This is a genomic window from Phyllobacterium phragmitis, from assembly GCF_002980495.1.
GTDB classification, from domain to species: Bacteria; Pseudomonadota; Alphaproteobacteria; order Rhizobiales; family Rhizobiaceae; genus Paramesorhizobium; species Paramesorhizobium phragmitis.
Genome location: NZ_PVBR01000014.1, coordinates 45786 through 58695, shown reverse-complemented (window position 1 = coordinate 58695; position 12910 = coordinate 45786). Strand labels below are relative to the sequence as shown.

At 58.1% G+C, this 12910-nt stretch carries 19 protein-coding genes and 1 tRNA gene; 13 read left to right on the top strand and 7 right to left on the bottom strand.

From position 1 onward, the window contains the following. Window positions 1-7: 7 nt before the first annotated feature. The 9 genes from C5748_RS18085 to C5748_RS18045 all read left to right on the top strand — a co-directional run bounded on the left by C5748_RS18085 (window position 8) and on the right by C5748_RS18045 (window position 4072). Complete coding sequence (locus C5748_RS18085) at window positions 8-637, top strand: terminase small subunit (RefSeq protein WP_105743336.1); 630 nt, start codon at window positions 8-10, stop codon at window positions 635-637. Between the two features lie 10 nt (window positions 638-647). Then, complete coding sequence (locus C5748_RS18080) at window positions 648-890, top strand: hypothetical protein (RefSeq protein ID WP_105743335.1); 243 nt, start codon at window positions 648-650, stop codon at window positions 888-890. Then, entirely contained in the window at window positions 877-1536 is a 660-nt protein-coding gene (locus tag C5748_RS18075; RefSeq protein ID WP_105743334.1) for a hypothetical protein, read from the top strand. The genes C5748_RS18080 and C5748_RS18075 overlap by 14 nt, the downstream gene beginning before the upstream one ends. Next, on the top strand, window positions 1533-1886 hold the full coding sequence (locus C5748_RS18070) for a hypothetical protein (protein ID WP_105743333.1): 354 nt from the start codon (window positions 1533-1535) through the stop codon (window positions 1884-1886). Before C5748_RS18075 ends, C5748_RS18070 begins: the two co-directional genes overlap by 4 nt. Further along, on the top strand, window positions 1876-2145 hold the full coding sequence (locus C5748_RS18065; protein ID WP_105743332.1) for a hypothetical protein: 270 nt from the start codon (window positions 1876-1878) through the stop codon (window positions 2143-2145). Before C5748_RS18070 ends, C5748_RS18065 begins: the two co-directional genes overlap by 11 nt. 4 nt (window positions 2146-2149) lie before the next feature. Continuing rightward, a complete protein-coding gene (locus C5748_RS18060) occupies window positions 2150-2383 on the top strand; it encodes a hypothetical protein (RefSeq protein WP_105743331.1) in 234 nt (77 codons plus the stop codon). Between the two features lies 1 nt (window position 2384). After that, window positions 2385-2618, top strand: a complete 234-nt coding sequence (locus C5748_RS29510; protein ID WP_105743330.1) for a DUF551 domain-containing protein — start codon at window positions 2385-2387, stop codon at window positions 2616-2618. Then, entirely contained in the window at window positions 2615-2845 is a 231-nt protein-coding gene (locus tag C5748_RS28605) for a hypothetical protein (RefSeq protein ID WP_105743329.1), read from the top strand. Before C5748_RS29510 ends, C5748_RS28605 begins: the two co-directional genes overlap by 4 nt. A 189-nt stretch (window positions 2846-3034) precedes the next feature. After that, on the top strand, window positions 3035-4072 hold the full coding sequence (locus tag C5748_RS18045; RefSeq protein WP_158259886.1) for a tyrosine-type recombinase/integrase: 1038 nt from the start codon (window positions 3035-3037) through the stop codon (window positions 4070-4072). A gap of 64 nt (window positions 4073-4136) precedes the next feature. Here the strand turns inward: C5748_RS18045 and C5748_RS18040 are convergent. Further along, window positions 4137-4212, bottom strand: a tRNA-Thr gene (locus C5748_RS18040). A gap of 124 nt (window positions 4213-4336) precedes the next feature. Between C5748_RS18040 and C5748_RS18035 the strand changes: the two genes are divergently transcribed. The 3 genes from C5748_RS18035 (at window position 4337) to C5748_RS18025 (ending at window position 7344) form a co-directional block, all read left to right on the top strand. After that, window positions 4337-5110: an NAD kinase gene (locus C5748_RS18035; protein WP_105743327.1), complete on the top strand. Its 774-nt coding sequence runs from the start codon at window positions 4337-4339 to the stop codon at window positions 5108-5110. A 285-nt stretch (window positions 5111-5395) separates the two neighbouring features. Then, the gene (locus C5748_RS18030; protein WP_105743326.1) at window positions 5396-6922 is read left to right on the top strand and encodes a DEAD/DEAH box helicase; all 1527 of its coding nucleotides are present in this window, start codon (window positions 5396-5398) and stop codon (window positions 6920-6922) included. A gap of 14 nt (window positions 6923-6936) precedes the next feature. Continuing rightward, complete coding sequence (locus tag C5748_RS18025; RefSeq protein ID WP_105743325.1) at window positions 6937-7344, top strand: NUDIX domain-containing protein; 408 nt, start codon at window positions 6937-6939, stop codon at window positions 7342-7344. 32 nt (window positions 7345-7376) lie between these two features. Here C5748_RS18025 and C5748_RS18020 read toward each other — a convergent pair whose 3' ends face one another. Together C5748_RS18020 and sufA are read right to left on the bottom strand one after the other, a co-directional pair. After that, entirely contained in the window at window positions 7377-7700 is a 324-nt protein-coding gene (locus tag C5748_RS18020) for a TfoX/Sxy family protein (protein WP_105743324.1), read from the bottom strand. Between the two features lie 23 nt (window positions 7701-7723). Continuing rightward, complete coding sequence (sufA, locus tag C5748_RS18015; RefSeq protein ID WP_105743323.1) at window positions 7724-8104, bottom strand: Fe-S cluster assembly scaffold SufA; 381 nt, start codon at window positions 8102-8104, stop codon at window positions 7724-7726. Window positions 8105-8244: 140 nt separating this feature from the next. Between sufA and C5748_RS18010 the strand changes: the two genes are divergently transcribed. Next, on the top strand, window positions 8245-8820 hold the full coding sequence (locus tag C5748_RS18010; protein WP_105743322.1) for a hypothetical protein: 576 nt from the start codon (window positions 8245-8247) through the stop codon (window positions 8818-8820). A 164-nt stretch (window positions 8821-8984) separates the two neighbouring features. Here C5748_RS18010 and C5748_RS18005 read toward each other — a convergent pair whose 3' ends face one another. The 4 genes from C5748_RS18005 to sufC form a co-directional block, all read right to left on the bottom strand. Beyond that, window positions 8985-9395, bottom strand: coding sequence for an SUF system Fe-S cluster assembly protein (locus C5748_RS18005; RefSeq protein WP_105743321.1), 411 nt, complete (start codon window positions 9393-9395; stop codon window positions 8985-8987). Then, window positions 9392-10633 (bottom strand): cysteine desulfurase, encoded by a 1242-nt coding sequence (locus C5748_RS18000; RefSeq protein ID WP_105743320.1) that lies wholly within the window; start codon window positions 10631-10633, stop codon window positions 9392-9394. Before C5748_RS18000 ends, C5748_RS18005 begins: the two co-directional genes overlap by 4 nt. A gap of 188 nt (window positions 10634-10821) precedes the next feature. Then, entirely contained in the window at window positions 10822-12093 is a 1272-nt protein-coding gene (gene sufD / locus C5748_RS17995; RefSeq protein WP_105743319.1) for a Fe-S cluster assembly protein SufD, read from the bottom strand. Between the two features lie 11 nt (window positions 12094-12104). After that, entirely contained in the window at window positions 12105-12860 is a 756-nt protein-coding gene (sufC, locus tag C5748_RS17990) for a Fe-S cluster assembly ATPase SufC (protein WP_105743318.1), read from the bottom strand. Between the last annotated feature and the right edge of the window lie 50 nt (window positions 12861-12910).

Here is a 12910-nt window from a genome sequence, read left to right as displayed (position 1 = left end):
AACTCCGATGGGCAATCTGACGGCAAGACGACGCCTCTTCGCGCATGAATACCTGATCGACCTGAACGGGACGAAGGCGGCCATCCGCGCGGGGTTTTCGGAGAAGCGAGCCTCGGTCGAGGCGGCCGAGCTGCTCAAGGATCCGCAGGTGGCCGCGCTCATCGAGCAGCTGAAGGCCGAGAGGATCAAGCGCGTCGAGGCCGACTCCGACATGGTGCTCCGAGATCTGCTCGAATATCGCGACGCCGACATTCGCCAGATCTACAACGAAAACGACACGCTCAAACCTATCCATGAATGGCCGGCGTTCTTCACCAGGCTCGGCGTCGTCTCGATCAAAACCCGCGAAGAGTTCCAGACCGTCGACGACGAACGCGAACTGGTCGGCTACGTCAAGGAAGTGAAGTGGGAGAACAAAACCCGCATCATCGAGTTGATCGGCAAGCACATCACCGTCAATGCCTTCCGCGACAAGGTGGAGCACGACGTCAGCGATCCACTCAAAAAGCTCTACGACGAAATTGCAGGCCGCGGATTGCGGCCGACCGCCGCGCCGCCGGGGATTTCAGGCGCATTCACCCCCGGTCTTGGTGGGGGTGCCCCGGCGCCTTCCTCATTCCGGCCCGTTGAGGATTGAGGAACGACAGATGACGACGAAAACCATTTATATGCGCCCCGGCGATCTTGTCAAAATTCGTGTCGTCTACGGGGAGGACAGCGACCTGAACGCGCGCGATTGGAATATGCAAGTGCATAGGTCACAGCTGCTGATGAAGGTGTTTTCATCCGATAGAGTTGCATTTGCTACACCGGACACCCGTGCTGTGGACTGGAATTATGGGTCCGCCCGCGCAGCACTGGCAGAGGGAGGCGACGATGCAGGCGCTTAAATGGCACACCATCAATGACGACGAAATATGGGCCGATCCCGCAGGCACGATATGGGTTGCCGATTGCGCCAGTCAAGAAATAGCTGATGCGATAGTGCAATGGCACAATGCGGCAATCTCCCCCGCCACCCCGGCGGACAAAGCCCCCGCCGACTTGGTGCCGGTGGCATATACGACAAAGGCCACCCTTGATCATCTCAAAGGTAAGGATCACGTATCAAGCTTTATTTTTGGTGTGCCGAGTGGGACAGTCGACATCCCCCTTTACGGCCCCGAAGCCGCCGAGCGGATAGCGGCGCTGGAGGCTCAACTCGCGATAGCAAACGAGACCGTGAAGCGCCAAGGCTTGGAAATCTTGAAGCAGATCGGCGTGTTGCAAAACAGCGCCAGCGAGATTGTCAAATGGGAAGGTCGCGCCGAGACAGCCGAAGCCAGAGCGGCGGAGTTGCGGGAAGCGCAATATCCAGCAATAGCGGCTCGCTTCACCCGGCTCCACAGCATCTGCTCTCGAATACTATGGGAGGATGTCGGCGTTCCCGCCATCCAAAACGAGCAGACGAAATCCGCGCTCGATGATCTATCCGAATATCTCTTCGCTGACGGCGTGGACGCCGCCCTCGCGCAGAAGGAGAGCGAGAAATCATGAAATACGCTGACCTAATTGCAAAGCTGGAAGCGGCGACGGGGCCGGATAAGGATATAGATCTGGCCATCGTCCGCACGTTTATCAGCGACGGAGAGGCACACCTTCATGAGAAGTACGACCTCGACTCATATCGGTTAACGGAATCCATCGACGCGGCCATAGCGCTAGCGGAACGACTGCTGCCGGGGGCATTCGTCAACATCGGGACAATGATAGGCGGCAAACTTCATCACGCCGAAATCGAGTGCGATGAAACCGGCGTTGAAGTCTCAGTCAACAACGCACCCAGCGTCCCAATCGCCCTCCTTATCGCTACCCTCAAAGGCCACGGAGCCAGCCATGACGCCTAAGACACATCAGGAGTTGGTAGAGCGCGTGGCACGGCGGATTGATCCGTACGCATGGTCCGATCCGTCAATGGCGATTAGACAGAGAGTGTCGCAAAAGACAGCCGAAGCCGCCATCTCCGAAGTCTACGCAGCGGTGGAGGAGCCGACGCTAGACATGTTGACTGGCGGCATTAACGCATTTCTGGATGATCCAGAACGTAAACAGTCAACACTATGGCGCGCCATGCTCGCCGCATCGCCGCTTGCAAAGGAGGGCTAGTGATATGCCGCACCCCGATGATTTCGACTATTACCTAGAGAATGGTTGCGAGGTGATGGACCATACGCTTGGCATTCAGAAGATGCCGGACGGCTATCACCTACTGCTCAATGCTGATGGCTCCCATTTTTTCTGGATGGAAAAAGAGACCGGTCGCGAAAGCTCAATTCATTGGGACAAGTGGGCTGTATATCGCGGCGCTGTAACTGACAGTTCCCGCGCCGGAAAGGGCGAGTGATATGGACCGGCAACCGATAGAGACGGCTCCGAGGGATGGGACTCAAATCCTTGCCTATGCCAAGGGCTCCTTTAGCTCTGGCGAACATTACTATGCCGTAGCGCAGTGGGCGCAAGCCGATCCTGATTTTCCGAGGACGGTTGATGGATGGTTTTTGACCTTCGCAATCCAGCCCACCCACTGGATGCCGTTGCCTCCAGCACCCCGCCAAGCAGGAAAGGAAGGTGGGGAGTGAGTCGATGCCGATGGATTATAGACCGTGAAGTCCCGGGTGGCCGCTATCTCGTCCCCGGATGCTGGAGCCGAGCCGTATACGGCGATAATGCTGAATGTCACTGCAAGGGCGGCGCGCAAACAACAGCCGAACGATTAGAAGGCAAAATAGACAAGCTGATCGCGCGCATGGATCGACTCGAAGCCGGTCGCGAAGCCCTGCGCCAAGAGAAGGGCGGCAACGAATGACCAAGCCCCTCCGGTTCACCAAGGCTGAATTGGCGAACGCCGCATTGATCGCTCGCGAGCATGGCGTTTCCGTTAAGCTTGAACCGGATGGTTCTATCCTCGTTTTCCCCGATAATCACAGGGTGCCACGGCTTGACGCCATCCCTGACGCCGCCCCTTCTGCACTTGAGCAGTGGAAGAGGCATCGCAATGCGGACAAAGCTCGTGGGCATTCATAAGGTAAAACGAAAGCTCAGCGATGGGACCGTTCGAATCCACTATTACGCATGGAGGGGCGGTCCAAAGATCGACGCAGAGCCAGATACGCGCCGATTCACCGAAGAATTCATCCGTCTGACGCGAGATAGAGAAGACACAAAAACGAGCGACATTCGTACAATTCGATGGCTCATTCGCGAATATCGGAAATCACAAGCATTTCTCGGCCTCGCTGATCGTTCGCGCTCTGACTACGAGCGCCACATGATAGAAATTGAAGCCGAGTTCCACGATCTCCCGCTGTCAATCGTGGGGGATGTTGGGATGCGATCAGAATTTGTCACCTTCCGCGACCGATATGCCGCGACCCCTCGCCGGGCCGACCTGATAATGGCGGTCCTGCGGCGGATGCTCTCATTTGCCCTGGATAGGGAATGGATCACGCGCAACCCTGTTGAGCGCGTCGAGGAGCTTGCCGAGGGAACGCGACGAGAGGAAATCTGGACGGATAAGGAAATCGCCACGTTCAAGACCATCGCGCCCGAATATATGGTTCGCGCGCTGATGCTGGCGCTTTGGACCGGGCAGCGGCAGGGAGACTTGTTGCGGCTCTCATGGAGCGCATATGACGGGCAGCATATCCGACTGCGGCAATCAAAGACCCGGCGAAACGTCAGAATTAAGATCGCGAAGGAACTGAAGGCCGTTCTTGATGCTGCAAAAACCGAGAATGAAAAGCGGGAGGTTCCCGCCACCACGATACTCACTACGGCATCAGGCAAGCCATGGAAAACCGGGTTCAAGGGCGCATGGCGCAAAATGGTGGCGAAGGCGAAAATCAGCGGAAAAACGTTCCATGATCTGCGCGGCACGTTCTGCACCCTCGCCTATCGAAGCGGTGCTTCATTCAAGGAAATCGCGGAGGCGTCCGGCCACTCAGAAACGGAAGCGGAGCGCATCATTCGGGCTCATTATCTGGCCGGCGACACCGTGATTTCCAAACTGGAAAAGAGAACAGTTGAGGAATAAACTGTAAACGGCGATCCAGACCTGTAAACGGCAATTTTGAAAAAGCTGCTAAGTCATTGATTTTTGGTGCCCCCGGAGAGACTCGAACTCCCGACCCCCTGATTACAAATCAGGTGCTCTACCAACTGAGCTACAAGGGCACTGACGCCGAATTAGCATAATCGATCGATCTGTAAAATAAAAATTCGTATGGGAGGAGGAATGGTCACGGAGATTTCTCTGTGATAGCCAATACACTCCGCGAAACCTGTCCCACGGAAAAACATGAACCGGAAGATCAACGCCTTTTCCTTCATATCGTCGGACGCAGAGGAATCGGTGGAGGCCGCCCGCCGTCTGGCTGTGCTCTACGGCCAGGAGAAACCGGAGAATGCCGACGTGATCGTGGCGCTCGGCGGCGATGGCCTCATGCTCCAGACGCTGCATGATTTCATGAATTCCGGAAAGCCTATCTACGGCATGAACCGCGGCTCCGTCGGTTTCCTCATGAATGCCTATCATGAGGAGGGCCTGCGCGAACGCATCGAGGCGGCCCATGCCGAAACCATAAGGCCGCTGATGATGCAGGCGGAATCAGAGCTGTGGGGCACAGTTATCGCTTTGGCGATCAACGAGGTATCGCTCCTGCGGCAATCCTATCAGGCGGCCAAGATCAGGATCAGCATAGACGACACGGTCAGGCTGGAAGAACTGATCTGCGACGGCGTGATGGTGGCGACGCCCGCCGGATCGACCGCTTACAATCTGTCGGCGCAGGGGCCAATCCTGCCGCTCGATTCACCGCTTCTCGCCCTGACGCCGGTCAGTCCTTTCCGTCCCCGGCGCTGGCGCGGGGCGCTCCTGCCGAAGGATGTGACGGTGCGTCTAGACATTCTGGAAGGTGACAAGCGGCCGGTAAATGCCGTGGCCGACCATACGGAAGTCAAATCCGTTTCCTCCGTGATCATCAGCGAGGCGCCTGATAAAACCGCCACCATTCTGTTCGACAAGGACCATTCCTGGAACGAGCGAATTCTCACCGAACAATTCCTCTATTGAAGGTCGAATGCGCGTCGATAGTGGAATGTTTCCAAACTGGAACTCCGCTTTTACAACTTATTCGCCAATGGCGGGTATTTTCGGAAAGTTTGGCCCATTTCGGTTGACTTTTTCGCTGTTGCGACGTAACGCGTTCCTGCAAGTAAACGCTGAGCGTATCGATTGGCGATTTTCTTGTCTGCAGCAGCTCTGTCACTGCTTTTGACAGCTCTGTCACTGCTTTGAGATTGTCGCCTTGACAGGATTGGCGTGATAAAAACTTCCAACAAGAGAGCTACGCCTCCATTGACCACCTTTGCCGATCTCGGCCTGTCTCCGAAAGTGCTCGCCGCTGTCGAAACCGCGGGCTATACCACACCGACCCCCATTCAGGCCGGAGCCATTCCCCACGCGCTGGAACGCAAGGATGTTCTTGGCATCGCACAGACGGGAACCGGCAAGACCGCATCCTTCGTCCTGCCGATGCTGACGCTTCTGGAGAAAGGGCGCGCCCGTGCACGGATGCCGCGCACGCTCATCCTTGAGCCGACGCGCGAGCTCGCCGCGCAGGTCGAGGAAAACTTCGTCAAATACGGCAAGAACCACCGCCTCAATGTGGCGCTTCTGATCGGCGGCGTCTCCTTCGAGGAACAGGAGCGCAAGCTGGAGCGCGGCGCCGATGTGCTGATCGCCACGCCGGGCCGCATGCTCGATCATTTCGAGCGTGGCAAGCTGCTTCTGACGGGCGTCGAGATTCTCGTCATCGACGAGGCCGACCGCATGCTCGACATGGGCTTCATTCCCGATATCGAGCGCATCTGCAAGCTGATCCCCTTTACCCGCCAAACGCTCTTCTTCTCGGCCACCATGCCGCCGGAGATCACCAAGCTGACGGAGCAATTCCTGCACTCCCCCATCCGCATCGAGGTGGAGAAGGCAGTGACGACGGCAAAAACCGTGACGCAGCGCCTGGTCAAATCCGGCAAGAAGGATTGGGAAAAGCGCGCCGCATTGCGCGATCTCATCCGCGCCGAAAGCGATGGACTGAAGAACGCCATCATCTTCTGCAACCGCAAGAAGGATGTCTCTGAGCTCTTCCGCTCGCTGGTCAAGCATGATTTCGACGCCGGCGCGTTGCATGGCGACATGGATCAGCGCGCGCGCATGGCCATGCTGGCCAGCTTCAAGGAAGGCAAGCTCAAATTCCTGGTTGCTTCCGATGTCGCCGCACGCGGTCTCGATATCCCGGATGTGAGCCACGTCTTCAATTTTGACGTGCCCATCCATTCGGAGGACTACGTCCACCGGATCGGCCGCACCGGTCGTGCCGGGCGCTCCGGCAAGGCATTCACCCTCGTCACTCCCGCCGACGCAAAATATCTCGCATCGATCGTAAAGCTGATCGGTAATGATATCGAATGGTTCGGCGGCGATCTTTCCACCCTTGCGCCATCCGACGATACCGAAGAGGCACCGCGCCGTGGCCGCAGTGCCCGCGGTAAGAGCAGCGACCGCAAAACCCCGGGCGGTCGTTCCCGCCAGGCGAGCCGGCAGGACGATGCGGCATTGCCCCAGGTCGACGCCCCCGGCCTTTCCGAGGATGAAGCGCCTCATCAGGCGGAAGTTGTGCAGCGTGCGGAAAAACCAAAACGCGAAACAATCAAGAAAAGCAATGTGGAGCGGCGTGGCAAGTCGCAGCAGGATCAAGGCGCGAGCCAGGATCATCGCCAAGACCATCGCAAGCGCGATCACCGTGACCGCGACGACGAACCGGCACCCGTCGGTTTCGGCGACGATATTCCCGCTTTCATGCTGATCGACGCCAAGATTTAAGGGCCGTTTCGCCTATGCAGCGGCCTGGAGTCGGATGTGGCATCGTCTTTTTGAAAGAAGGCCGCATCCTGCTGCTTCAGCGCAAGAAATCTCCTGAAGCAGGCATTTGGGGTATCCCGGGCGGCAAAGTTGATTTTCTGGAAACGGCAGAAATGGCTGCCCGGCGCGAGGCGCTGGAGGAAACCGGCCTCGATGCCATTTCCCTTTCCGTCATCGGAATGAGTGAACAGCTCTTCCATGACGAACAGCAGCACTGGTTCTCCCCTATATTTCATGCCGATCGGTTCACTGGCGAACCGAAACTACTCGAGCCTGACAAACATGGCGGCATCGGTTGGTTCAGGCTGGCCGAAATGCCGGATCGCGTAACACTTCCGACGCGCCATGCGGTCCAGTTTTTATCCGAGCGTGGTCTTAGCTGAATATTTCCGGGCCGAAAATTTCCCGGGTTGAACTACTTCCGGCTTCGCATCGCCGCTTCATAGGCGCGGCGGGCCCATTCAGCCATGATATCGGGATCATCGAGCGCGTCGCCCGGGATGCTCCAATAGGGCATGGCGACCGGCTTTGACCGGTTCTTGCCGGCATAGGTCCACTGCACGCATCCCGCCTCCTCGAAAAAAGGAGCGCTGATCTCGTCGGCTTTCAGGAGGATTTCGTCGCGGTATTCGATGGCGATGATAAGGCCATCGTGATAGATGCCTTTGCCGCCGAAGAGCCGCTTGATGACGATTGGTCCGAGCGACGAGAAAAGATCGCGGATATCGTCATCATCCATGGCGGTCTCTCAGGATGAGTGTGTCAGGCCGCGTTCTGTGCCTGCTGCAGGGCCTCGGGTGAAGCGGCCTGCAATTCCACCGATTCGCCACAGCCGCAAGCGGATGTCTGGTTCGGATTGTTGAAGACGAATCCGGTACGCAGCATCGTGGTCTCGAAATCCATCTGCGTTCCCAGCAGGAACAGCGCAGCCTCCGGCGCAACGAACACTTTCGCACTGTCCTTCTCGACAACGTCGTCGCCCGGCTTGGCCTCGGTCACCAGATCGATCGTATATTCCATGCCGGCGCAACCGCCCTTTTTCACGCCGACGCGGATGCCTTGCGCACCCTCGCGATTGCCCACGATCTCGCGCACGCGGGCAGCGGCGGCGTCGGAAACGGTGATGACTGCAAAACGACCCATTTTATGCCTCGTCTGTTCGACTCTCGGGCATGATCCTCAAAAGATCATCGCCCTGCCTTGAATTATAGGTAGTGTTGTAACACCATTGCCGCAAGAGACCAACTAGGGTCATGGCCTAGCCGCCTGTTCAGGAGGAAGAAATGGCGAAACGCATCAATGCCGGCATTTCGCAGGTTCCGGCCCTGAGGTTTGCGGCCATTCTATTCATGGCCCTGCAATACCCGGTCCTCGCACAGGAAACACCGGCGCCCGACGCGCAGAACAATTCCGCAGTTCAGGAAGAAGCCGCCGGCCCGCTTTCCGGTTATCTGGACGACCGCAGTTCGCCCGAGGCGCTGATCCGTTCCTATTACAACGCCGTCAATCGCCAGGAATACGCCCGCGCCTACGGCTATTATTCCGAGGAAGGACGCGAGCCCGACTTCGAAAAATATGCCAAGGGTTATGAAAACACCAAATCCGTCACCGTCGCCCTCGGCAGGACAGAACCCGAAGGTGCCGCCGGCTCGATCTACTGGAGCCTGCCGCTCGCCGTCAAATCCATATCCAATGATGGCAAGGAGGAGGTGTTCACCGGCTGCTACACGATCCGGATGGCAAATCCCGCAATGCAGGAAATTCCGCCTTATCAGCCCATGTCGATCATGACTGGATCGCTGACCCCATCGCAAAAGCCGCTGGAGGAAAGCGTGCCCGAGCGTTGCGAAACGCCATAGAGAGGTTCGCGTTCAATCTTTACCGTGTCAACCACCATGTTCCAACCGGTGCGAAAGCGGCCTCGTTGAGGCATCTCCGCAGTTCCGGCAGTCCAAAATGGTGTAAAGGCTAGATGATTGAACTAAATTACGAGACGTCGTAATCGGGCACACTCGGCAAGCAATCAATACCAGCCGACCGCGACCTGCGCTTCTTCCGACATCCGGTCGGGCGTCCATGGCGGATCGAACGTCATGGTGACCTCGACATGCGATACGCCCTCGACGGTGCCGACGGCGTTTTGCACCCAGCCCGGCATTTCGCCGGCAACGGGGCAGCCGGGCGCTGTCAGCGTCATATCGATCTTGACGGTCCTGTCGTCCTCGATATCGATCTTGTAGATGAGCCCGAGTTCGTAGATGTCGGCCGGGATCTCCGGATCGTACACCGTCTTGAGCGCCGCAATGATATCGTCGGTCAGCCGCGCCAGTTCTTCTTGTGGAATGGCGGAAGCGGAGAAAACCTGCTCCGCCTCGCTTGTCGTTTCCGGCGCGTCAGTCTCAGTCATGTCAGCTTTATCTTCCATGCTCGTCATCCGAAAAACTTTCTGGCCTTTTCCAGCGCCTCTGCGAGCGCATCGACTTCGGCCTTTGTATTATACATGGCGAAGGAAGCGCGGCATGTCGAGGTGACGCCGAACCGTTTGAGAAGCGGCTGCGCGCAATGGGTTCCGGCCCGCACCGCCACCCCTGCCCGGTCGATCACCATCGACACGTCATGGGCGTGGATTCCTTGCAGCTCGAAGGATATGATCGCCCCCTTGTCGGGCGCATTGCCGAAAATGCGCAGTGAATTGACCTTGCCCAGCTGTTCGTGGGCATAATCGCGCAAGCTTTCCTCATGCGCGAAAATGGCCTGCCGGCCGATCCGCTCCATATAATCAAGCGCCACGCCAAGACCGATCGCCTGAACGATCGGCGGCGTGCCCGCTTCGAAACGATGTGGCGGATGATTGTAGGTGACGGTTTCCTCCGTCACCTCCTCGATCATTTCGCCGCCGCCTTGGAACGGGCGCATCTTTTCCAGCATTTCGGCGCGGCCATAAAGAACCCCGATACCCGAAGGCCCATAGACCTTATGGCCGGTGAAGACATACCAGTCGCAGCCCAGATCCTGCACATCGACGGGCAGATGCACCGCACCCTGGCTGCCATCGACCAGGACCGGAATGCCCCGCGCGTGTGCAATCTCGACGATCCGTTTGATCGGCGTCACCGTGCCCAGCATGTTCGACATATGGGTGATGGCGACGAGTTTTGTGCGCTCCGTTAGCCGCTTCTCGAATTCCTCGATGTGGAACACGCCCTCATCGTCAACAGGCGCGAAAACCAGCTTCGCCCCTTGCCTTTCGCGGATGAAATGCCACGGCACGATATTGGAATGATGCTCCATGATCGAAAGGACGATCTCGTCGCCCTCGCCGATATTGGGCATTCCATAGCCATAGGCGACGGTGTTGATCGCCTCGGTCGCCGATTTGGTGAAGACGATCTCATCCACGGAAACGGCATTGAGAAAGTGGCGCACGCTGCCGCGCGCCTTCTCATAGGCATCGGTTGCCGCATTCGACAGGAAATGCAGGCCGCGATGAACATTGGCATATTCGTTGGAATAGGCGTAACTCACCGCATCGATGACGGCCTGCGGCTTTTGCGCCGACGCGCCATTGTCGAGATAGACGAGCGGCTTGCCATGGACTTCCCGCGAAAGAATGGGAAAGTCACGGCGGACTGCTTCTATGTCGTAGGGGGCATTCTCGACTTTTTGGTCCATGTTCGATCCGTTTCCTGGAATCCGGCCCTCGTCCTTCGAGGCTCCGTTCCGCTTCGCTCCACGTCGCACCTCAGGATGAGGGCCTAGCCCCGCTACCCTTCATCTTGAGACGGAAGCGAATCTCCTGACCCTCATCCTGAGGTGGGAGCGAAGCGACCCTCGAAGGACGAGGGTCAGCGCACTACCCCTCACCCGTGCGCCGAAAGCCAGTCTTCCAATATGTCTTCCAACGCCTCGACCAGCGTCTCGTTTTCCAGTTCCTCGATGACCTCGGCCACAAACGCCTTCACCAGAAGTCCGCGTGCCTCCTTCTCGGGTATGCCGCGCGCCATCAGGTAGAACAGATGGTCCTGAGAAATTTCCGCCACCGTCGCGCCATGGCCGCAGGCCACGTCATCGGCGAAGATCTCAAGCTCCGGCTTGGCGTCGAATTCGCCATCGTCGGAGAGAAGCAGCGTGTTGCATGCCATGCGCGCATCGGTCTTCTGCGCGATCTTGGCGACGCGGATCATGCCCTGGAAGACGCCGCGCGCCCGGCCAGTGACGACATTGCGCACGATCTCGGTCGATGTGGTGTTTTCCACGACATGACCGACGGTCATGGTGACATCGGTATGGCTGTCGCCGCCCAGCAGATTGATGCCGCGCAGCTGGAAATCCGAGCCCTCACCCTTTGCCAGCACGTGCACTTCCTGGCGCACCAGCTTGCCGCCTGCATTGACGATGAAAAGCGTGAGCTTGGCATCCTTGCCGAGCCAGGCGTTGAACTGCCCGAGTTGAACAGATGTATCGCCGTGCTGGCGCAGGATGATCCAGATGATCTCGGCGCCATCGGCCACCGTCAGATGGCTGATGGAGGAGGAAAATGCCTCGCCCTCGCCGCCGCTCTGGCGCTCGATGATGGTCGCCTTGGCTTGCCTGCCGGCCCGAACTGGAAAACGCACATGGCCCTGCCCCGATTGCTGCAAATTCTGCAATTCGAGAGGCGCTTCGAGTTCTGCGCCATCGGCGATGTCGACATGCCAGCCATCAGTCACATAGGCGGCGTTGATCTGGCCGATCAGATCATCCGTGCTACGCGTTGCAAGCGCCGGCGCGAATGTACCATCGACAAGCTTTTCGCTCAGTTTTTCAAACGTGACGCCATCGGCTTGTCCCGCCGACATGGCAGTGCCGTTCGAAACGGCCGCAACAGTCGAACCCGCGATCAAGGGCGCGACAGGCTGCGAACCAGCCGCAGCGTCGAATGGAGCGACCGAACGGAACAGGGTGCGAAAATCGGTGTAGTGCCAGCTTTCGATGCGCCGTGACGGCAGCCCCTGGATCTTCAGCGCCTCGATCGCCGTGTCGCGCGCAATGGCGACATCGGCATTACCGGGCAGATCACCGACCCGCTCGCTGAAAGCGTCGATCAGTGCCGTTTCCGCCGGCGTTCTTGGTTGTGAGGTGTGGATGTTCATCACCGCTGTCCTCAAGCCGCTTCGCCGATGATTTCGGCATAACCGTTTTCTTCCAGACGCTGCGCCAGGGTCTTGTCGCCCGACTTGATGACGCGGCCCTTGTAGAGAACATGCACGCTATCAGGCACGATATAATCGAGAAGACGCTGATAGTGCGTGATCACGACAATGGCGCGATCCGGTGAACGAAGCGCGTTCACGCCTTCCGAAACGATCTTCAAGGCGTCGATGTCGAGGCCTGAATCGGTTTCATCGAGCACGCAGAGCTTCGGTTCGAGCAGCTTCATCTGCAGGATCTCGGCACGCTTCTTCTCGCCGCCGGAGAAGCCGACATTGAGCGGACGCTTCAGCATCGCCATATCCATCGACAGGAGGCCTGCCGCTTCCTTCACGCGCTTCAGCAGTTCCGGAATCTTCAGCTCGTCCTCGCCGCGCCCCCTGCGCTGCGCGTTTATGGCCACCTTGAGGAATTCCATCGTGGCGACGCCGGGGATCTCCATCGGATATTGGAATGCCAGGAAGATGCCCTTCGCCGCGCGTTCCGCCGGGTCGAGGCCGAGAATCGATTCGCCATTGTAGAGAATGTCGCCTTCCGTCACCTCATAGTCCTCGCGACCGGCGAGGATGTAGGAAAGCGTCGATTTGCCCGAACCGTTCGGGCCCATGATCGCAGCGACTTCGCCGGCCTTCACAGACAGGTTCAGGCCACGGATGATTTCCGTGCCGTCTTCGGCGATGCGCGCATGGAGGTTCTTGATTTCTAGCATTTCATCCAACCTTGTTTACGGACCGGAGAAAATCGGCTCCGGGAAAAGAG

Excerpts from the sequence above, each read along its gene's own strand:
- sufA (WP_105743323.1), bottom strand. The coding sequence starts at position 8,104 with ATGGGTCGTTTTGCAGTCATCACCGTTTCCGACGCCGCCGCTGCCCGC.
- sufC (WP_105743318.1), bottom strand. The coding sequence starts at position 12,860 with ATGCTAGAAATCAAGAACCTCCATGCGCGCATCGCCGAAGACGGCACG.
- C5748_RS18060 (WP_105743331.1), top strand. The coding sequence starts at position 2,150 with ATGCCGCACCCCGATGATTTCGACTATTACCTAGAGAATGGTTGCGAG.
- C5748_RS18005 (WP_105743321.1), bottom strand. The coding sequence starts at position 9,395 with ATGACGAGCATGGAAGATAAAGCTGACATGACTGAGACTGACGCGCCG.
- C5748_RS18075 (WP_105743334.1), top strand. The coding sequence starts at position 877 with ATGCAGGCGCTTAAATGGCACACCATCAATGACGACGAAATATGGGCC.
- C5748_RS18065 (WP_105743332.1), top strand. The coding sequence starts at position 1,876 with ATGACGCCTAAGACACATCAGGAGTTGGTAGAGCGCGTGGCACGGCGG.
- C5748_RS18035 (WP_105743327.1), top strand. The coding sequence starts at position 4,337 with ATGAACCGGAAGATCAACGCCTTTTCCTTCATATCGTCGGACGCAGAG.
- C5748_RS18020 (WP_105743324.1), bottom strand. The coding sequence starts at position 7,700 with ATGGATGATGACGATATCCGCGATCTTTTCTCGTCGCTCGGACCAATC.
- C5748_RS18000 (WP_105743320.1), bottom strand. The coding sequence starts at position 10,633 with ATGGACCAAAAAGTCGAGAATGCCCCCTACGACATAGAAGCAGTCCGC.
- C5748_RS29510 (WP_105743330.1), top strand. The coding sequence starts at position 2,385 with ATGGACCGGCAACCGATAGAGACGGCTCCGAGGGATGGGACTCAAATC.
- C5748_RS18070 (WP_105743333.1), top strand. The coding sequence starts at position 1,533 with ATGAAATACGCTGACCTAATTGCAAAGCTGGAAGCGGCGACGGGGCCG.
- sufD (WP_105743319.1), bottom strand. The coding sequence starts at position 12,093 with ATGAACATCCACACCTCACAACCAAGAACGCCGGCGGAAACGGCACTG.
- C5748_RS18045 (WP_158259886.1), top strand. The coding sequence starts at position 3,035 with ATGCGGACAAAGCTCGTGGGCATTCATAAGGTAAAACGAAAGCTCAGC.
- C5748_RS18085 (WP_105743336.1), top strand. The coding sequence starts at position 8 with ATGGGCAATCTGACGGCAAGACGACGCCTCTTCGCGCATGAATACCTG.
- C5748_RS18080 (WP_105743335.1), top strand. The coding sequence starts at position 648 with ATGACGACGAAAACCATTTATATGCGCCCCGGCGATCTTGTCAAAATT.
- C5748_RS18025 (WP_105743325.1), top strand. The coding sequence starts at position 6,937 with ATGCAGCGGCCTGGAGTCGGATGTGGCATCGTCTTTTTGAAAGAAGGC.
- C5748_RS18010 (WP_105743322.1), top strand. The coding sequence starts at position 8,245 with ATGGCGAAACGCATCAATGCCGGCATTTCGCAGGTTCCGGCCCTGAGG.